Annotated in this window: 15 protein-coding genes; 8 read left to right on the top strand and 7 right to left on the bottom strand. The window is 62.6% G+C overall.

The window, feature by feature from the left end; all coding sequences use genetic code 11:
- Positions 1–4 precede the first annotated feature (4 nt).
- Positions 5–4,543, bottom strand: a complete 4,539-nt coding sequence (locus tag ROSERS_RS08815) for a tandem-95 repeat protein (protein WP_011956439.1) — start codon at positions 4,541–4,543, stop codon at positions 5–7.
- 368 nt (positions 4,544–4,911) lie between these two features.
- Between ROSERS_RS08815 and ROSERS_RS08810 the strand changes: the two genes are divergently transcribed.
- Positions 4,912–6,531, top strand: a complete 1,620-nt coding sequence (locus tag ROSERS_RS08810; RefSeq protein ID WP_011956438.1) for a helicase HerA domain-containing protein — start codon at positions 4,912–4,914, stop codon at positions 6,529–6,531.
- 36 nt (positions 6,532–6,567) lie between these two features.
- On the opposite strand, the gene ROSERS_RS08805 is transcribed toward ROSERS_RS08810, so the two are convergent.
- Entirely contained in the window at positions 6,568–7,494 is a 927-nt protein-coding gene (locus tag ROSERS_RS08805) for a tetratricopeptide repeat protein (RefSeq protein ID WP_011956437.1), read from the bottom strand.
- 106 nt (positions 7,495–7,600) lie between these two features.
- Here ROSERS_RS08805 and ROSERS_RS08800 point away from each other — a divergent pair, with 106 nt between their 5' ends.
- Positions 7,601–8,242, top strand: coding sequence for a histidine phosphatase family protein (locus ROSERS_RS08800; RefSeq protein ID WP_011956436.1), 642 nt, complete (start codon positions 7,601–7,603; stop codon positions 8,240–8,242).
- A gap of 225 nt (positions 8,243–8,467) precedes the next feature.
- Entirely contained in the window at positions 8,468–9,517 is a 1,050-nt protein-coding gene (locus ROSERS_RS08795; protein WP_011956435.1) for a polyprenyl synthetase family protein, read from the top strand.
- Positions 9,518–9,533: 16 nt separating this feature from the next.
- On the opposite strand, the gene ROSERS_RS08790 is transcribed toward ROSERS_RS08795, so the two are convergent.
- Positions 9,534–10,775, bottom strand: coding sequence for a DUF190 domain-containing protein (locus ROSERS_RS08790; RefSeq protein ID WP_011956434.1), 1,242 nt, complete (start codon positions 10,773–10,775; stop codon positions 9,534–9,536).
- Between the two features lie 314 nt (positions 10,776–11,089).
- Here ROSERS_RS08790 and ROSERS_RS08785 point away from each other — a divergent pair, with 314 nt between their 5' ends.
- Positions 11,090–11,647 (top strand): FHA domain-containing protein, encoded by a 558-nt coding sequence (locus ROSERS_RS08785; RefSeq protein ID WP_011956433.1) that lies wholly within the window; start codon positions 11,090–11,092, stop codon positions 11,645–11,647.
- On the opposite strand, the gene gltX is transcribed toward ROSERS_RS08785, so the two are convergent.
- Positions 11,638–13,158: a glutamate--tRNA ligase gene (gene gltX / locus ROSERS_RS08780; protein WP_011956432.1), complete on the bottom strand. Its 1,521-nt coding sequence runs from the start codon at positions 13,156–13,158 to the stop codon at positions 11,638–11,640. The two genes, ROSERS_RS08785 and gltX, sit on opposite strands and share 10 nt — an antisense overlap.
- A gap of 117 nt (positions 13,159–13,275) precedes the next feature.
- Here gltX and ROSERS_RS08775 point away from each other — a divergent pair, with 117 nt between their 5' ends.
- The 3 genes from ROSERS_RS08775 (at position 13,276) to ROSERS_RS08765 (ending at position 17,240) form a co-directional block, all read left to right on the top strand.
- On the top strand, positions 13,276–14,217 hold the full coding sequence (locus ROSERS_RS08775) for a UV damage repair endonuclease (protein WP_011956431.1): 942 nt from the start codon (positions 13,276–13,278) through the stop codon (positions 14,215–14,217).
- 181 nt (positions 14,218–14,398) lie between these two features.
- Entirely contained in the window at positions 14,399–14,890 is a 492-nt protein-coding gene (locus tag ROSERS_RS08770; RefSeq protein WP_011956430.1) for a hypothetical protein, read from the top strand.
- Positions 14,891–15,245: 355 nt separating this feature from the next.
- Complete coding sequence (locus ROSERS_RS08765; RefSeq protein WP_011956429.1) at positions 15,246–17,240, top strand: N-acetylmuramoyl-L-alanine amidase; 1,995 nt, start codon at positions 15,246–15,248, stop codon at positions 17,238–17,240.
- Positions 17,241–17,531: 291 nt separating this feature from the next.
- Here the strand turns inward: ROSERS_RS08765 and ROSERS_RS25955 are convergent, their stop codons facing one another.
- The 3 genes from ROSERS_RS25955 to ROSERS_RS08755 all read right to left on the bottom strand — a co-directional run bounded on the left by ROSERS_RS25955 (position 17,532) and on the right by ROSERS_RS08755 (position 18,428).
- Complete coding sequence (locus ROSERS_RS25955) at positions 17,532–17,675, bottom strand: hypothetical protein (protein WP_157041016.1); 144 nt, start codon at positions 17,673–17,675, stop codon at positions 17,532–17,534.
- A gap of 64 nt (positions 17,676–17,739) precedes the next feature.
- Entirely contained in the window at positions 17,740–17,991 is a 252-nt protein-coding gene (locus tag ROSERS_RS08760) for a hypothetical protein (protein ID WP_011956424.1), read from the bottom strand.
- Positions 17,985–18,428 carry a type II toxin-antitoxin system VapC family toxin gene (locus tag ROSERS_RS08755; RefSeq protein ID WP_011956423.1) on the bottom strand — a complete coding sequence of 148 codons (444 nt, stop codon included), beginning with the start codon at positions 18,426–18,428 and terminating at the stop codon, positions 17,985–17,987. The genes ROSERS_RS08760 and ROSERS_RS08755 overlap by 7 nt, the downstream gene beginning before the upstream one ends.
- On the opposite strand from ROSERS_RS08755, the gene ROSERS_RS24900 reads away from it, so the two are divergent.
- Positions 18,428–20,050 (top strand): RHS repeat-associated core domain-containing protein, encoded by a 1,623-nt coding sequence (locus ROSERS_RS24900; RefSeq protein ID WP_157041015.1) that lies wholly within the window; start codon positions 18,428–18,430, stop codon positions 20,048–20,050. The two genes, ROSERS_RS08755 and ROSERS_RS24900, sit on opposite strands and share 1 nt — an antisense overlap.
- Positions 20,051–20,290: the final 240 nt, after the last annotated feature.

Below are 20,290 nucleotides of genomic sequence, written 5' to 3'. Positions count from 1 at the left end.
CCTGTCAGCGCACAAGCAGCGGCAGGAATACCCGATACTCTGGCGTCGAAGCAACCTCGCGCGTCACCGTGATCCGCACCTCGACCGGCGCCGACTGCGCCTCGCCGTCAGAGGCAGCGATCTGGAACACATCCTCGCCGATGAAATCCGAACGCGGCGTGTAGGTGTACGACCCGTCCGGGTTGAGGCTCAGCGTTCCGCCAGCGGGCGAACTGATCAGCACCGCCGTCAGCGGATCGCCGTCAGGGTCGCTCGCCCCCTCCAGCACCCCCGGCGCCGGCACAGTCAACGGGCGCAGGTTAGTCGTCGTTGCGCTGCTCCCCCGCGCCGTCGGCGGACGATTTTCCTTGCGCACCGTGATCCGCACCTCGACCGGCGCCGACTGCGCCTCACCGTCAGAGGCGGCGATCTGGAACACATCCTCGCCGATGAAATCCGAACGCGGCGTGTAGGTGTACGACCCGTCCGGGTTGAGGCTCAGCGTTCCGCCAGCGGGCGGACTGATCAGCACCGCCGTCAGCGGATCGCCGTCAGGGTCGCTCGCCCCCTCCAGCACCCCCGGCGCTGGCACAGTCAACGGGCGCAGGTTAGTCGTCGTTGCGCTGCTCCCCCGCGCCGTCGGCGGACGATTTTCCTTGCGCACCGTGATCCGCACCTCGACCGGCGCCGACTGCGCCTCACCGTCAGAGGCGGCGATCTGGAACACATCCTCGCCGATGAAATCCGAACGCGGCGTGTAGGTGTACGACCCGTCCGGGTTGAGGTTCAGCGTTCCGCCAGCGGGCGGACTGATCAGCACCGCCGTCAGCGGATCGCCATCCGGGTCGCTTGCCCCTTCCAGCACCCCCGGCGCCGGCACAGTCAACGGGCGCAGGTTGGTCGTCGTTGCGCTGCTCCCCCGCGCCGTCGGCGGCTGATTGGGGGAAACCAGGATGGTCACCGTCGTTGGCGGGGCGCTGAGCCGCCCATCGCTCGCCGTATAGGTGAAGACGTCGGCGCCGACGAAGCCTTCATTTGGAACATAGATGAAGGAACCGTCGCTGTTGAACGTGAGTGTGCCGTTCTGCGGCTCACCGGTCAGTGTCACCTGGAACGGATCGCCATCGCCGTCGCTGTCATTGGCGCGCACGCCGGGCGCTGGCACATTCAGCGTCTGACCAGGGCGAACGCTGTAGGTCTCTCCCGGCGCCCACGGCGCAAGGTTCGGCGCCAGGCGCTCACCCCGCCCGACGGTCGCTGCCAGATCACGGTAACGCCCCTCGATCTCGCGCCCCACAGCGCTATCGAATGTCAATGGCGCATTATCGATGAACCCAAGCGAGAAACGGCGTTGATTTCGCAGTTCCGGGCGCAACGTCTGCGACGACCCGTCCCATTCGCGCCGACCGAAACCGAAGACAGTCATGCCATTCTGCCAGCCGGAGGAGTCATTCTGATAGCGATACATCTCAATCGTCGTGTCGGTATCATCATGGTGCGCCAGCCACAGCGCCCGTCCGCCCTGAGACGGTTCACCGGCACGGAAGTAGACCCACTCCGGACCGTTGATGTCGGCATGGAAGCGTTCGTTGAAGGAGAAACTGGGATCGACGGCGATACCAGACAATCCATCGCCGCGCACCCAGCGGTCGCCCTCATTGAGCGTTCCGCCTGGCGTCCCTTCGTACAGCCACCAGTAGAGGAACGGATTTGAACCGCGCGGCTCTCTGGGCAGCACCAACATCCGCACACTGTTGGGGAAGAACTCCCACACTGCCTCCCACTGCCCATTGCTGCTCACCGAGCGCACGATAGTGCGCAGCGTTCCTTCCCGTTCGATGGTCGTCGATGATCGCTGGTTCGTACCGGGTTCGTTCCCCTGAAGCGGACCTGACGCGCTCGGAATGGGGAACACATTGTAGTATCCGGGATGGAAGACCGGACCGACGTTCGGAATACCGCGGTACGCGCCTGCCGAGTCGGCTGCCGGATTGTACGAAATCCAGTCCGCATTCGAGCGATCAAACATGCTGATAAGCGCGCCACCGTTGAGCGAGTAATAGAACGTAGCGTTGCGCTGACCATCAGACGTGCGCGTCTCGATAACAGTTGCCAGGTCACGCTGATAGATCAGCGTCGGCGTGACGACCACCGTCAGCGGCGTGAATGTCGGCGGCGCAAAGCGCCCCTGCGTCTCGAAGTAGACATAGAAACGACGGGTTGTGTTTGCCTCGGTGCGTCCGCGTAACAGCACCAGCAGCGTTCCGCGCGCATTGGTCGTCGGATTGTAGGCGCTCACCGGATCGAACTGATAGACGACATTCGGATCAATCACATTACCGCCTGCGTCAACCTCGACCACACGGATCGATTCGCGCAGCAACGCGCCGCTTCCACCTGCCTGTGACAGCGCAGTGGTAAAGTTAACATCAAACTCGGCAACGTGATCGACACGCGGATATGCGCCTGAGCGCGCCTCCAGCGGCACACGATAGCGCCATCCTGTCAGGCTCCAGTCACCGGGGGGCGGAGGCGTGCCGGGGGTGATCACGGTCACCAGCACGGTTGCAACGCTGGTCTGCGCGCCATCGCTGACCCGCACCGTCAGCGGAAAGCGCCCGCCGTTGCGGTATCGGTAGATCAGCCGGAACGAGCCGTCTGCCCCAAGACTCAGCGGTTGCTCACCGCGGCCATCGCCATAATCGACCGTCGCCGTCAGCGATGAAGAATCCGGATCGCGCACCCTGCCGGAACGATCCAGCACATCGTCGGGATTCAGCAACGCCCCGCCGCCCAGCGTTATCTCCGGCGGGTCATCAACCGCCTGAATATTGATGGCGACGGTCGCCGTAGCGCTACGTCCATACTGATCATCGACGCGGAACACAAAACTATCGCTGCCGTTGACATCCGGGTTGGGGATGTAGGTCAGATTGGGAGCGATGCCACGCAGTGTTCCGAGCGCAGGCGGAGTCAGAATCGTATACTGGAGCGCGGCGCGCGCCTGATTGCTCACCGGCAGCGTGAACGACAGCGATTGATCCTCCGGTGTGCTGAAGGAGGTATCGATAGCGCGCAACACCGGGGTTTCGGGCGGAGCGCTATACTCAACGAAGATCGCCGGACCGGGCCAGAGCACTTCAAGTGCGTGATCGGTACGATTCGACCAGATGCGCAGGATATTGTCGCCCTGATTGAGAAAATCGCGGGGATTATTAAGGTCGCGCGTATCGAAATTGTAATCGTGGAATATACCGAAGGAATTTCCAGACCAGACTGAGAAGGCATTGATAGCAACCGTGGTGCTCAACGCAGTCGACGAACGACCGCTCCAACTGTAGAGAATAACCCGCGCTCTGGTTGCATTCGTGAGCGGATCCGGGATGGAAATGAACGCTGTCTTTCCAATCCGCGGCTGACTGTAGGTATTAAAGCCAAAGTTGCGCGGCGGACCGAACACCCGCTGCCCATAGTAGTCGCTCCAGGTGGTGTACATCCGCACACTGCGCCCGACGCGGTTGAACGTGACCGTCACCGCCTCGGTCATGTAACTGACCCCGGTGTTATCGGTGATCCGCGCCATCAACTGCACTGGTTGATCCTGATCCGGAATCCATTCCGTATTCCAGGTAAAATCGTACTCTCCACTGGTTGCCGTACCGCGCGACGGCGACGTGCTCGTCCCGATGGTGCGTTCCCAGACGCCGTGGCGCAGCGCGTAGTGCCATTCGCGCAATATGCCATCGCCATCCCAGTCATAATCGAGATAATTCCCGATCAGGTCGACGCGCGCAATCGAGCGACCGGTCGATGCCTGCGCCCGCACCGTGATGCGCGGAAACTGGTTGGCGCTGCGGTTCTCGGTGATTGTGGCGCCATCCGTAGGCGAAGTGATTGCGCCATCAGGGCGCGGGATGGTCGAGTTGTAGTAGATGCGCGTTGTCACCTCATAGATCCACATGTTGCCCCAGTAGAAGTTCGTGCCTGAGGCGCACTGCGGCAATGACCGCTGCGGACCGATCCGGTAGCGGTAGTTGACCGTCACGGTACTGCCGGTGCTGCCCGGTGGACGAACACCACCGGTTCCACTCAGGGGCAACGGCGCAATCGCGTTGGTTGGCGCGCGGAAATAACAGGTCGGGAGCGTATCAGGAGGGATGCCCTGAATATCCGGGTAGGGCGTCCACGGACCGCCGTTCACATTGAATTCCTGCTGCGTCGAAGCGAGGTGCCCGCCCCAATACTCGAACACTGCTTCGGCGCGCACCGCGTTGGCAAGATCGACGTTTCGCGCCTGCCGTTGCTGTTCCGACGGTATCGTACCGCAATTCGCAGGTGATGAATTGCAGACAGAGGTCTGCCGGGAGTTCAGGTCGTCCTGAAACTGCCGGAACACATCACCCGGCTGCGGACCGACTGGCGCAGCACTCTGTGCGATGGCGGCCGGAGGAGTTGTCATTCGTTCTATGAAGGACGAATGCCCCGGCGCCGATAGAAGCGGAATGGAAACAACAAGAAGCACAACAATCAGCACATAGCGAAGGAACCGGAAACGGGCTGGCATATTTCCCTCCTACGAAACCATATTACCGACGCGAAGCAATGGCAAAAACGTCTTGATCTGCGCAGCAGAATCATCCCTCATACGACGGTAACAAGACTATAGAAGAAAGAGAAAATCGTGTCAATGATGATGAAAATAATGTAAACCTTAAGAATTAACAAAATCGTCATTCTGCCTGATAAAAGACATTTCATTGTATTAACGACTTCGCCGCGAGAACGCACCGCTGAGACGCTGAGAGCGCAGAGAACCCTAAAAACGAACCACGATGGATGCATAGCGAAGCAATAGTGACCGCCCGGAGCAACGGTTGACACGGCGGTGAAAACTGGTATATTTGTGCGAGGAGTGGTGCAGAAGGGGGACGTATGGCGCCGTTCAACCGCAAACGTCTGGGAGTTGTGACCGACGGCTCACTGGTCGAAGGGTTGAATGTCCGTCTCGACAGCCGGCTGAGCGTCGAGGATGTGCGCGTTGGGCAGTTTGTGGTGATCCAGGGGGAGAAGCACGAGTTCTTCTCAATGGTGACCGACATTGCGCTTGCGGCAACCAACCGCAGCGTGCTTGCGAGTCCGCCGGATGGCGATGATTTCTTCCACGAGGTTCTGGCAGGAACGGCGACCTACGGCGCCATGCAACTCAAACCGATGCTGATGCTCCCCCACGACACAAACGAAGGGCTGCGCCCGGTCAAGACCGTCCCGCGCCATTTTGCGCCGGTGCTCGAAGCGAACGAGCAGGATTTCATGCGTGTTTTTGGTGCGGAAGACGCCACCCACTTCGAGATCGGCAGACCGCTCGATATGGATATTCCGGTCTGCATCGACCTCAACCGTCTGGTGGAACGCTCGAACGGCATTTTCGGCAAGAGCGGCACCGGCAAAAGTTTCCTGACTCGTCTGATCCTGTGCGGCATCATCCGTTCTGGCGTTGCGTCGAACCTGGTGTTCGACATGCACAGCGAGTACGGCTGGGACGCGGCTGCGGAGGATGGGTCCTTTGTCAAAGGATTACGACAACTCTTCGGCGCGCAGGTGCTGATCTATTCACTCGATGCCGAATCCTCGCGCAAACGCGGCGTCAGCGTGGATGAAGCCATCACGATCGGGCAGGATCAGATCGAGGTCGAAGACATTCTTCTGTTGCAGGACGAGCTGAATCTGACCGCCACCGCCGCCGAGTCGGCCTACCTGCTGGTTGATCGTTACCGGCAGGAGTGGATGAAGGCGCTGCTCGCAATGAGCAGCGACGACATCCGGGCATTTGCTGAGAGCGCCGGAGCGCACGCGGGATCGATCAGCGCTTTGAAGCGCAAACTGGAGCAGATCCCGCGCCTGGGGTTCATCCGGCAGCAGTCGCAGACGGATGCGATCGACCGCATGATCGAGCATCTGGCGCGCGGGCGGCATGTGGTGCTGGAGTTCGGGCAGTACCGCAGCGCCCTGGCGTATATGCTGACGGCGAACATCATGACCCGCCGCATCCATCGTCGCTGGGTCGAACAGACCGAAACCTTCCTGCGCACGAAGAACGCTGCCGACAAGCCACGGCAACTGGTGATCACCATCGAAGAGGCGCACAAGTTCCTCAACCCTTCTGCTGCGAAACAGACGATCTTCGGCACGATTGCGCGCGAGTTGCGCAAATACAGTGTCACACTGCTCGTCGTCGATCAGCGCCCGTCGTCGATTGACCCGGACGTGATGAGTCAGCTCGGCAGCCGGATCACGGCGCTCCTCAACGACGACCGGGATATCGAAGCCGTCTTTACCGGCGTCAGCGGCGCCGCTGGCTTACGCGCCGTGCTTGCCAGCCTCGATACGCGCCAGCAGGCGATGGTGCTGGGTCACGCCGTGCCGATGCCGGCAGTCATCCGTACCCGTTCCTACGATGCCGCATTCTACAAGGCGATGGGACATGTCGAAACATCACCCGCCGAACGCCGACGTCGTGCGTATGCAGAGGCGGATGAGTTGTTTCCCTCGTAATTCAGGCAGGCGCTGCCTGCGCCCACCCTTCCACGCTCAACGTTCCACGTTCAGCGGCAGCGATTGCAGGATCATGCCCAGGCGGGTTTTGGCAATGACTTCGAGCTGTGGTTTGTTGGCAGCGGCAGCAAGATCGGCAGCCTGCTGAAACGCGGCGATTGCGCCCTCACGGTCGCCGCGGGCTTCACGCACGCTGCCAAGGAGCAGATACCCTTCCGCCCCGGCGTCGGACCGGGCGATAAGCGTGGCAGCATCAGCTTCGGCGGCATCAGGAAGACCCGCCTGGATCAACAGATTGCCGCGTTCAAACAGAAAAGCGACATCGCTGGCAGCCTGGCGACGCGCCTGCGCAAAGAGTTCCTCCGCCACCTGCGGATCACCGGCGCGCAGTTCGAGGACGCCACGCCAGAGCGCCGCCTCTGGATCATCGGGAAAGCGTTCATACTCCGCGCGCGCCAGGTCGAGCGCCGCAGCAACCTCACGATCAGCGAGCAGGCGACTGATCGACGCAATATCAGGCGCCGGTTCGGCAGGAACGATCACCGGCAGCAGCGCCAGGAGCGCGATCACGACCGCTGCGCCAGCGCCGATGAGCGCCATCCGGCGGAAACGACGGGCGCGTGCATCCGCAGCAATCGTCAGCGCCTGCTTCCAGGAGGGGCTATCGTGCAGGTCACGATCACGACCGGCGCGCTGAACCACACCGACGATCGCCCCGGCATTCGCCCGCAGTCGCTCCCGCAGGAAGTCGGCGCGGTTCGTTTCCGGGCGAATATCGGCGCCCGCGCCGATCGCATCGATCAGCATATCGATCGTGTCACACGCCCGGAGAAATGCCACCGCATCGTCCGCCGCCATGCGGGCGCTGACCGCCACCCGCTCGGCGTCGTCCAGCGCAGCGCGCAACCGCCCCAGCGGGGTCTGCGCAGCCGCTTCGATTGGTGATCGCCGTTCACGTTTCATCGCACAGACAGGTTCACTTTCAGATATAATGCCTGACGTTTGTATCATATCGCATGATGGCACAGAATGGCGAATCATCGTCGCATCAGCAGGAGGAAGACAACCCATGCGCCTGATCATCATTCGCCACGGCGAAAGTGTGTGGAACCGCGAGGGGCGGTACCAGGGGCAAATGGACGCGCCGCTTTCCGAACTCGGTTTGCGTCAGGCGGAAGCGCTCGCTGAGCGCCTGCGCAACGAGCCGCTGGATGCGATCTTCACCAGCCCATTGCAGCGCGCGGCGCGTACTGCGGAAGCGATCGCGCGCTATCACCCTCACGTTCCGTTGCACACCACCCCCGCACTGCTCGAAATCCATCACGGCGAGTGGCAGGGGTTGCTGGTCGAAGAAGTGATCGAGCGCTACGGCGATGGTTTGCGCGAATGGCGCCAGCATCCAACCCGCGCCCAAATGCCCGGCGGCGAGAGTTTCAGCAACGTGCTGAAGCGTGTGCTCGATTTCAAAGAATGGTTGCTGCGTGAGTACAACGAACGCACGGTGCTCGTCTCGACTCACGATGTGGTGGTCAAGATTCTGGTCGCCGACGCGCTCGGCATGAATATGGATCGGATCAATCGCATCTGGGTGACAAACGCCAGCATCAGTGTCGTTGAATACGGCGATGACCTGCCTTACCTGGTGAGCCTCAGCGAAGCGTGCCATCTTGGTCGGCTCGAAGTCGCGCGCGAAAACCAGAAAGCACTGTAGCGCCGCTGCAATCGAGAGATGCGCGCAGGAATGGCGTTACGTGAATGGCACGACCCGTGCACAGGCATCCGCACCTGAGGTGAACATGGTATAATTTAATGCAAAAGGTGTGCAAATTCGGGCAAAACCTTTGCAAATGATTCGGGTATTGACACACGCGGTGACCGGGCACTATAATTGTTCAGTATTTCACAATCTTATGCGCCGCATAGAAAGGTGCGCGTAATGGCACACACCCCTTTGCACCTCGGCGTGCCTGAGCAGCGGTTGAACGAGCCGGCTGCGACGACGCGCACGATGCCGATCGGACTGGGAGACATTCTTCGCCGCGCCGATCTGCTCAGCGATATGGCAGAAGTCGAGCGACAGATGCTGGCGCGTACTGCTTCACGCTCACCGTTGCTGACCGCAGCCGGAACCTACACCGTCGCCGCCGGGGGTAAACGGTTGCGCGCTGCGCTGGTGCTGCTCAGCGCCCGACTTGGCGCTTACGACCCGGGACGCGCGCTGCATCCGGCGATTGCAATCGAACTGCTGCACGCCGCTTCGCTGATCCACGACGACCTGGTGGATCATGCCGGTCAGCGCCGCGGGCATGTGACCGTCCATACCCGCTGGGACGCCGATGTTGCGCTGCTGCTGGGGGATTACCTGTTTGCGCTGGCGGCGAACGAACTGGCCGCCGAACCCGATCCGCGCATTATCGCCTTCTACACATCCGCAGCGCAGACGATGGTCGAAGGGGAGCTGAATCCGGTGACCCATGTTGAGCCGCTGGCAACTGCGGTGGAACAGTACTACCGCAAGATCGGGCGCAAGACAGCGGTGCTATTCGAGGCGGCATGCAAAGCGGGGATTGCCGTGGCGGGCGGCGATGAGGAGCAGATCGATGCCCTGGGGCGCTTCGGCTACGACCTGGGGCTGGCGTTCCAGATCGTGGACGACGTGCTCGACTATACTGGCGACGAAACCGCGCTCGGCAAGCCAGCCGGCAATGATCTGCGTGAAGGAACGCTGACGCTGCCGCTCATGTATGCGGTGGCGCAGAGCCGCAACCCGCTGCTGCGCGCGCTTGCGAATGGTCAGCGCCCGGAACCGTCGCGTGTGCCGCAGATCGTTGCTGCGGTGATCGCCAGCGGCGGCGCCGATCGAGCGATGGAGGAGGCGCGGATGCTGGTGGAACGCTCCTATCAGCACCTTGCATCATTCGCAGCAACCCCGGCGCGCCGCGCACTGGCAGAGATCGGCGAGTTCGTGTTGAACCGGAAGAGTTGAGGCGTCTGCACGCCCGTCACCCATTCCCTTCCTGCGCCAGGGCGCGCAGTACGCCCCGTCGGGTGACCATGCCCGCCAGGCGCCCTTCGCTATCAACCACGACCAGATGCTGGCGCCGGTTCTCAATCAGCATGCGAATAGCGTCGTACTCGCTGGCGCGCGATGATATGAGATCAGGCGTCGATGCCAGTTCCATCGCAGTGACCCCGCTCGTCGATGCCAGCGCCGCAAGCGGCGCCCGATCCCCTGCCAGCGCCGCAATCCAGGCGGAACGCAACGGATCGCGCACTCGCCGGGTTGCATCGGGGATCGAGACGATACCGGTTGGATAGAACCCATTCACCAGTACCACTGCCTGGATCGGGGTCTGGAGCGCCTGCAACAGGACGGTGGCTGCATCAGCGCTGCCAGCAGCGGTTGGCACGAGCATCTGCATGATCAGGCTCACCGGCGGCGGCTCACTATTGCGCACATACTGAGACGGTTGGGCTCCATCGAGCGCGGCGCGCAACGCCTGGTCGATCCCGAAGATGCCGACCAACCGCCCATCGCCATCGGTGACCGGCAGGGCATCGAGGCCCCATTCGACCAGCAGGTTCACTGTGTGGGCAAGCGGCGATTCGATATAGATCGCACGCGGCTCGCGCATCACATCGCGCACCGGACGCACTGCGACGCGCGCCAGCACCGCGGTGCGTTCGGCATCATCGAGTTCTGCCAGCGCATCGAGCGGAATGGCGCCGAAACGTTCGGCATCACCCGACATCAGAACGCCAGCAAGACGTTGACCTTCCACAACCGCCAGCAGTGGCTGACGTGAGCGCGCCAGACGTTCGACCGCTTCAGCGAGCAGCATATCCGGCGGAATGATCGCAATCTCGTCGCATGCGGCATCGGCGACCGAGCGACTGCCAAATGGACCGCTCGAACGGAGCGCTGCGCGGTACGCCTTGATATCTTCAATGGTGATCAACGCATCCCCCAGCATTTCATCGAGCGTCGGCAGCACCCGCGCCACACGCTCAGCCCGATCAAGCCATTCGATCACAACCGGCGTCTGCTGGCTGAAATCGGCAATGCCGGCGGTGCGCAGGCGATGCCCGGATCCAAACCCGGCAATACCGCGCAGCACCGTGGCGCCCGATGCGCCTTCGCGTCGCAATCGGTCGAGCGCGACGAGATAGAGCGGTTGACCATCAGCGCTGTCACGCTCGCTGAGGTAGATCCGCACACGCTGAAGAGGTTCGCCTGCTGTCATGGTTCTTCACCTTATCGGTTGTGGTTGCACTGCCCGGCGTCGCCGGTCTCGGGCATGGCGCCCGAACAGGTTCCAAGTATAGCACTCCTGTGACGGATGAAAAGTTTGTTATCCGATTGCTCTTGACAATGTATAAATCGCGTGATATACCAGAGTATCATCAAGGCGTCAGCGATGCACCGCCCTTTTCCCTCGTTCCAGCCGTGACGGTCATCCGTGAAGTCTGTGGAAGACGTCCGAACAGCGCACACCGGGCGCGTTTCCCGTTACGCTGCGCTCTTCGGTCAAAGCACGCACGCAGAGGGAGAGGAACGATGGTCAAAGCGCTCGTTCTCACTGCAATCACCGGCATGCAGATCGGCAGGCGCTACACCGTCAGCGAGCGCGTCAACACCATCGGCAGCGGACCACAGTGCGACGTCGTGCTCAATGACCGCCATCTGAGCACGCGCCATGCCGAGATCCGCCAGATTCTCGACCGCTGGTTCATCGTCCCGCTGGCGCCGGGCGGCATTTCGCTGAACGGGCTGCCGGTACGTGGGCAGAGCCGGCTCAACCCTGGAGACCAGTTAACGCTCGGCGGAACAACCTATCTCATCTCATACGAGGAGCTGGAAGAGCGCGCGCTGGGCGTAACACCCAACACACAGACCGGCAGTGTCCCGCGGTTGGGTGAGTATTTCGTCCGCCGCGGCATCCTCACGCCGGAACAGGTTGCGCGAGTAGTGCAACGGCAGCGCGACGTCTCATCAAGCGGCGTGAGACTGCCGTTTGGACAGATCGCCTACGAGATGGGGCTGATCAGCCGGGCGCAGCTCGAACAGGCGCTGAACGAACAGCGCGCCGACTTCCAGACCAACTTTCATGATTGAACGTTTGCGCCAGCGTGCGTCGTCAGCGCTGCTCTTGCCGCTTCCAGGCGGCGGAGGGTGCGCGATTTGCCGAGCGCAACCAGGGTATCGAAGAGCGGCGGCGCAACGGTTCGCCCCGTCACCGCAACGCGGATAGCGCCGAATAACTGACCGGCTTTCAGCCCCAACTCCTCGCACAGCGCGCGTAGTTCGGCTTCGAGCCGATCATGCGTCCACGGTTCCAGCGGCGCAAGCCGGGCGTGCGCCGCTTCGAGCGCGGCGACAGTTGTGGCCGCGTCCATTTTCTTCTGGATGAGCAGCAGGGGATCGGGCAGCGTCACCTCACGGAAGAAGAACTCCAGCAGTTCAGGCGCCTCGCCTAATTCCTTCAGGCGCTCGTGGATCAACGGCGTCAGTTGCACCAGATACGCGCGTTCGTCGGGTGTCGGCGGATCGCCGATCAGACCGGCGCGCGCCAGAAACGGCGCGATAGCATCGGCGAGTTGCTCCGTTTTCAGGCGACGAATATAGATGCCGTTCATATCGAGCAGTTTCTCGGGGTTCCAGCGCGCCGGCGACGGTTGCACCCGGTCGAGGGTGAAGCGTTCGATCAACTCTTCGCGCGACATAATCTCGGTGTATCCATCGTAACTCCACCCCTGAAGCGCCAGATAGTTGAACATGGCATCGGGGAGATAGCCGCGCTCCCAGAAGCGGTTGGCCGCCACATCATCGGTGCGCTTCGACAGTTTGCCGCGCCCATCCTGACGCAGGATCGGCGGAAGATGGGCAAACGCTGGCATCTCCCAGCCAAACGCCTGGTACAAAAGCACGTGATATGGCGTGCTGGCAACCCACTCATCACTGCGTAACACGTGCGTGATGCGCATCAGGTGATCGTCAACCAGGTGCGCCAGGTGGTAGACCGGCATCCCGCTCGACTTCACCAGCACAATATCGTACAGTTCCTCATTCCTGAACTCGATGCGTTCACCGCCACGCACCAGATCGCGAAACGCCGTCACCCCTTCGGTCGGCGTTTTCAGGCGCACCGTGTAGGGGCGACCGGTCGCCGCCATCTCACGCTGCCGGTCGAGCGACCAGTCGCGCTCAGGACCGCGGAAGCGGAAGGCTTTCACGCCGCCTGCCAGCGCCTCAGCGCGCATGCGCTCAAGTTCCTCTTCGGTCGTGAACGACATGTAGGCATGCCCGCTCTCCAGCAACTGTTCAACGAACGGGCGATAGATGCCAGCCTCGTGGCGCAACGACTGGACATACGGCGCATACGGACCGCCGATGTCAGGACCTTCGTCCCACTCAATGCCGACCCAGCGCAGCGACGCCATGAGATCGTCGGCTGAGCCTGGAACGTAGCGCTTCTCATCGGTATCCTCGATGCGCAGGATAAACTGCCCGCCGTGATGACGGGCGAAGAGCCAGTTGAAGAGGGCAGTGCGCACACCGCCAATATGGAGATACCCGGTGGGGCTGGGAGCGAAGCGCACCCGCACCGGACCCTGAATCTCACCCATCGTCGTGCTCCGTGATCCTCATTGTAACGGGGAGTATACCAGTGTGACAATCGCGCGTCAAGACGCTTGACATTCACACGGAAACGGATATACTTTACGAAAACGTGTAGGTATACCATGATACATCTCGGTGTTGCCGCCAGAATCCTGGGACACGTACCATTATCCCGCGCAGGGGCGCATCAATCGGAAGCCGGCGCACATCTCAGTGTCCGGCTCCTGTGGGTCATTGAGGCGCTCCGCTACCTGAATGCGCACAATATCCGCTTCTACCGGCTGCCCGACGATCTGCTGGCGCCGGAGGATCGCGCCGGGACGCCGGCGGATCAGATCGCCGCTGCCGCCGCCATGCTCGACGAGGTGGGGTCGTATGCGCGATCCGCCGCCATCCGGCTCAGCATGCATCCCCACCCCGGCACAACGCCCGGCGCCGCCTCTGAGGAAGCTGCAACACGCGCCCTGGCGCACATCGCTTCCCTGGCAGCACTCCTCGATGCGCTTGGCGCCGGTCCGGAGAGTGTTGTCGTGGTCCACATCGGCGGCGAGGGCGGGGATTGTGCAGCTGCGGTGGAACGATTCGCCGTCCGTTTCGAGCGGATGTCTCCCGCAGCCCGGCGGCGCATCGCCATCGAACCCGATGGCGAGCGATTCGGGTTGTTCGCTGCGTTGCGTCTCCACCGGTTTACGGGCATCCCGGTGGTGTTCGACGCCTTCCATTTTCAGTTGCGCAATCCGGAGCGCATCGGGCTGAGCGAGGCGTTGGGGCTTGCCCTGGCGACGTGGTCTCCCGGTGTGCGCCCGGAGGTCCATTTCAGCACCCAGCGCACCGAAGCGCATCTCAGGCGAGCGGGGCATGGCGCGCCACAGGTGGTTGCGCCGCGCGCCGGGCAGCACAGCGATTTTGTCAATCCGTTCGAGTTCATTGCATTTCTCGATGCAGCGCGCGGGTTGCCGCCCTTCGATGTCATGCTCGAAGCCAAAGCCGCCGATCTGGCGCTGCTGCGGCTGCGCGACGATCTCCGACGCTATGCGCCTGAGTATGTCGGTTGGGTCGTCTGAGCGCATGTCGGGGTGCGGGTGTTTCCCCTGCTGCGTTGAAATGAACCGATGAGTAATGTTCTGCATTCCGACTACGCTTTTGCCCCTCATCCCCTCAACCCCCTTCTCCCACAAGGGGAGAAGGGGGAGTCTGGAGGTCCTGATGACCCAACGATGCCTGAAGCACGAAACAGGAGCGACTATGCCTGATCATCCAAATGGTTCCTTTCTCGACGATATTCCGGCCGACGCGCCGGTGCTGGTGTGCGTGGTGACGCGCGTGGCGGATTTTGACCGGATTCGCGCCGGGTGGTATCGCGTGCCGCTCGACAGGGCGCGCGTGCCGCTCACCGCCAGCTACCTGGCGTTCTACCAGACGGCGGCGTTCGCTGCAGAGCGCTGGTCGGTGCGGTACCTGGCAGCCGTGCGCACAGTCGGGCTGGCGTACCGTTACGAACTGATCCCCGATGAACCGCACCATCCGCGCGCCACTGCGCGTTACTACCGCTTTGCAATCGGTCCGCTGCTCCAGCTGCCGGTTGCTGTGCCCAGTCGTCGCTTGCGGCGCGTCACGTTCATCCCAACGACCTTCGGTCAACTGCTGACGGCGCGCGACATTGTCGATCTGTGGCAACCATCGCCGGCAATACCGGAGATTCCAGTGTGGGGCGCGGGGGTCAATGCGCGTGTGTAGTCACCCTGCCCCATGGAGAAGACACGACGTCGCCCCATTCTTGAGGTTCGCAGGGATCGATGTGCGTTTGCGGGCGTCCCGCCGCCACCTGCACGCCATCGTGCTACAATGGTCATCTGTGGCGCGGCGGATTGCGCTGACACCCGACTGACGTCTCTGCCAAAGCGCACCGCTGGGACGCCGGGGGCGCGGAGAACGTCAAAAACGAGATGGATGCGCGGCAAAGCAGTGTTCGAGCGGCACGATATGGTTCTTCACTCTGCGAACTCCGCGCCGCTGCGGTGAAATAATGGTCGCTGCAAAGCGCACCGCTGAGACGCCGGGGGCGCAGAGGATAGGTGATGACAGGTGATGTATGAGTGAACAACTCTCTATTCAGTGGCGCGCTGCGGCGTCTTCCGCTTCCGAATCGCGTCGCGGCGCTGCCATCACCATGATCGTCTTCCACGACGATCCATCTCCTGCGGAACAGGCGATCGCGCGATGGAGCGCCAGAGCCAGCACCCGTTCGCCGCACTATCACATTGCCGCCGATGGAACCATCACCCAACTGGTGGATGAAGCGCGCGCGGCGCGCCACAGCGGGCTGGCAAAACTTGGGCGGGTGCGGAATATCGACCGGATCAGCATTGGTATCGTTATCGAGGGCGCGCCGCGCGCGGCGCGATCCCGCGATCAGGTGATTGCACTGCGTCGCCTGACGCTCGATATTCAGCATCGTCACGGGTTGCTGGCGGAAGCGGCATTGCTGCACTGGGCGCCGCCACGTCCCGGTGTTGCGTATGGGACGCTTACTCCCTTTACGCTGCCGCCGCTGCCGGAGGCGCCACCGGTAGCGCTGCTGGGAGCGCCAGCGATCGATGATACCCCTGAACGCCAGCGGGCGCTCTGGCTCTTCCTTCAGAACGAAACGGCAGCACGCGCCAGCGGTTTCAACATCGGCGCTGCATTTCACCTGCATGCCGCAAAGCATGGTTTCGGCGCGCCGATTGCGCCCGGTTCGCCACGCTCTGCATGGCTGACAGTCAACGGACGACAGTACAACTACCAGCATTTTGCGCGCGACACGGCGTTCAACGAAGGGGAAAAGTGGGCTGAGGTGCAGACCCTCAGCGATCTGATCGCTGGCAACTTTCCTGCTCCTGGAACGCTCGCCTTTGAACTGTTGAAATCAAGTTTCAACGCCGGGATCGCTGGCAGTCGCACGAAAAACGGGAACACGCAGTTCAATCCGGGTTGGGCGTTCCATCGCACGGCGGCTGAGCAACGCCTGGGTCCGGCATTGAGCGGCAGTTACCGCGTAACGGTCGATGGGCAGCAGTATTCGATGCAGGTGTTCTGCGGCGATGTGCTGTATACGCCGATTGCTGCCCCGGAAACGAAAACCAACTGGAACGATGTGCGCAAACTGAGTGAGACGCCGCCGGGACCGCTGTCCAGTCTCCTGTGGGCTGAAATGTACAAGGCGAGCGGCGTCGCCTTCGATCCGGCGTCGCCCTTCCATCAGGCAGCGGTCGCCGCCCGGATCGGCGCACCACTGACCGATGCGTACCAGAAGGAGTTCCAGGGAATAACGCTCACCATCCAGGTGTTTGCCTTCGATACGCTCTATCGGGTCGGCAACGGACCGGTCAGACGCCAGAGTCAACTGGCATTGCCGCCGCAGGTCGAGCAGTGGAAACCGAAGACCGCCACGCCGCCGCCGGTGGTCGAGCCTGCCGTGACGCGCCAGACCACGCTGCCGACCGGCGGCTTCCCCATGCCGCCGGGGGACCGCACCAGCCCGCAGTGGCCCCCGCCGCCCGATTTCAAGCCGCTGGTGACGGCAGCACAGCGCCAGGCGCTCTTCGGCGCGTATGAGTTTGTGCCCGACCCAAGCCGCGACAAAGACGGCATCCGCATCCTTGGGTCGTGGGAGCAGGAGAATATCGTGACTGTGCAGATTCCGCAGTTGATCGGGCGCAACATTCGTGGCGCACCCGCCAATGGCGCAATCCGCTGGCATCGCCTGGCGGTCAACCAGTTGCTGCGTCTGTGGAAAGCGTGGGAAGAGGCCGGGTTGCTCGACCGGGTCATCATCTGGAACGGTTCGTACAGTCCGCGCTTCATTCGCGGACGCAAGGACGATACTGCCGACAGTTTGAGCAATCATGCCTTCGGCACAGCGTTCGACATCAACTATGATCCCGCCACGAATCTCAACGGGCTGAATGCCGTTCCCGCACTGGTCGGTCAGCCTGGATCGGTGCGCGAACTCGCCGCGATTGCGCGCCACTTCGGGTTCTACTGGGGCGGGCATTTTCCGCGTCTCGACGGCATGCATTTCGAGGTGGCGGTGGTGCAGCCGTAGGCGAGAGGGGATGAGGCGAGAGGCGCGAGGGGCGACGGAGGGGCGCAGCGGCGCTGCGCCCGTACCGGCAGTAGGAGCAGCGGCGAGGGGATGAGGCGCGAGGGCGTCGCGGCGCCGCTGTCGAACATCCCTCTCCTGCAAGCCAGGCGCTCTGTGGGAGAGGTGTGGTCATGCTTCGTCTGCGCCTGTTCTGTCCGGTTGTGACCCTCGCGCTGGTTGCGACCCTGCACAGCGGCTTCCCAATGGCGGCGCCTGTGCAGGCGCCGGTTGTCCCGTTCACCCCCCCACCACCTATGACACGCTCTTGCCGCCTGACCCGGCGCCCGTCCCGGCGCCGCCCGTCGATCCACCGCTTCCGGCGCTCACCCTGACCCTCGCCGCCAATCCGTCGGTCGTCTCGGTTGGCGAGACGGTCGTCGTTACGCTGACCCTCACCAATGCTGCTGACGTTCCGGATGACGACGCCGCACCCCGCACCAGAACCGCATTCGTCCGCCCATCACACCGCGTCGTCTGTTTCTGGCGCGCGGGCTGGCGCGCCAGCCGCCATCTGCGCCTGACGGATCGCTGCGGCAATCTCTGCCACCGTCAGCGACCCGACCAACCGATCCTTGTCGGCGACTGCATCGCCCTCGCCCAGGGTATACTGGCTCAAAAACCGCACGGTGTCGATCGGTCCCAACTCCGCCAGCAACAGACGCAACGCTCGCTCGGTGAGCAGCGCCAACGGCTGCGGCGTTCCTGTCAGCATGGCACGACCTCCTGGATCAGTTCGAGCGGCGTGACCGCTTTCAACGTCACGCCCGGCACTGCTTTCATTTTGCGATAGAAGCGATCATCGCAGGTGCAAAAGCGGTCCACCCCCGCCGCCTCCGCCGTCGCCCAATGCAATGCATCAATCGCTTTGACGCCTGCGCGCTCCAACTCCTGCGCCCGCGCCTCAATCTCATCCGTCAGCGGGATATACTCGGCAGCCCGCGCCATGATCGCCTGGACGAACAGCGCCCGCTGCGGGCGGGGATTACGCGCTGTTTCAAAGGCGTTCACCGCAGAGACGACCAGCGTGAGCGTTCCTTGCGCGCACAGCGTCAAGAGCGTGAGCACCGCGTCCGCTTCGAGCGCGATACGCAGCTGCGTGCGATCATCAAGCGGCCGGTGCAGGGTGCATGTGTCCAGATAGATCCGCATTGCGGCTCCCGCGCATCACGCCATATCCCGGCGGTATTGTACCACGTGCATCTGATATCCGGTCCCCGCCGCAGACCGCATCCTCCGACGGTCGCCTGGAGACGACGACCGGAGCGGCGACCCACGCCGCGCGGGACGAAGTCACGCCGGAGCGCGGCGCTCCGCCCGGCGGCGTGCCGACGCCGACCGCCACCGCCACCCCCTCCCCCACGCCTGCGGCGGTCGCCCCGCCGACGTTGCGCGAGACGTATGCCTACGACCGGCTGGGGAACCTGCGCGTCAAAGCCGGCGTGGGATATGAGTACCCGGCGGCGCGCCAGCCGCGCCCGCACGCCCCCATCCGCGTCGGCGGGCAGCCGTATGCCTACGACGCCAATGGCAACCTCACGAGCGGCGGCGGGCGGACCTTCGTCTGGAACGGCTGGAACCAGCTCGCCAGCGTCTCCCAGGCGGGCGTGACCGAAACCTACGCCTATGACGCCGCCGGCGCGCGGGTGACGCGCACGAGCAACGGCGCGACCGTCGTCACCGTCGCTGACCTCTGGGAGCGCACCGTCGGCGGCGCAACGACGCACTTCTACCGTTTCGGCGCCGACGTCATCGGCGTGCGGCGCAGCGACCAGGGAACGCAGTATCTCTTCAGCGACCACCTGGGGAGCGTGAGCGCAGCGACGAACGCAAGCGGCGCGCTCGTAGGAATGCAGCACTACGACCCGTGGGGACGGGTGCGCACCGGCGGCATCGGGCTGACGGCGCGCACCTTCACCGGGCAGCGGCTTGATGCGACCGGATTGTTGTATTACCATGCTCGGTACTATGATCCGACGCTCGGACGGTTCATCTCACCGGATAGCATCGTTCCTGAGCCGGGCAACCCGCAGAGCTTCAACCGCTTTGCGTACGTTTACAACAATCCGCTGAAGTACACCGACCCGACGGGGCACTGGATCGAGAGCGCGGTTGATATTGCATTCATCGCCTACGATATCTGGGACATTCACCAGAACGGGCTGACGTGGGACAATGGGCTGGCGCTGGCGGCGGATGTGGGCGGGCTGCTCCTGCCGGGGCTGACCGGCCTGGGCATGGCGGTGCGCGGCGGCAAGGCGGCGAAGGCGGCTGCAGAGGCGGCGAGCCACGGCGATGAGGCCGCAGACCTGGCCCGATCAGCAACCAGGATTTCCGAGAACCTGGCTCAGGAAGCAGCTCAGCGCACCCTCCCTCTTGGTTTCAAGAACGCCGATGAATTCGCCCAATTTGGCGCTCGACTAAAACAAGGATTGCAAAATGCAGGGTACGGAGATGTTCAGGCAGCCTTCCGTGGTAGTTCCGTCACTGGCGTAAGCTTCAAGACAGGTGCACCCTTCGACGTCGGACGCGTGAGTGACTTTGATCTCGCTTTGGCGAGTTCCACTCTCCTGCAGCGCGCTAAAGAACTCGGCATCGGGCTTCGGGGCGGCGGAACACGGACCGAACCGCTCGATGAGGAACACCTGAAAATGCTGGGCCTCTTGGATTTAAGCCGAGAACTTGGTGAAATGACCGGGAGACCTGTGACCTTTATGATCTACGAGTCCATCGAGTCCATCGCACAAAGGGGTCCTTACATCATCGTGCGCTAATCATAAACCGTTCAGGCCAAGTCGCAGGCAAGCCGAGAAAATCCTGCGCCGGGTCAAGCGCTGGCGATTGAGCAGCCATACAAATCCCGACAGGTTGTGCCCTGGAGTTGGTCATTCTGTGCAGTATCCGATACAAGCTCGATTGCGGATGGACATCAACGCTTGCCCTTTGCTTTACAAGTTGGATGCGGCTTTTGTCCCGACCGATTATACAAAACTCTCACGACTTCTCTCGGTCAA

It is taken from the genome of Roseiflexus sp. RS-1, assembly GCF_000016665.1.
Lineage (GTDB): Bacteria > Chloroflexota > Chloroflexia > Chloroflexales > Roseiflexaceae > Roseiflexus.
Note: the sequence above shows the minus strand (reverse complement) of the source record. Positions and strands in the feature narration are given on the sequence as shown.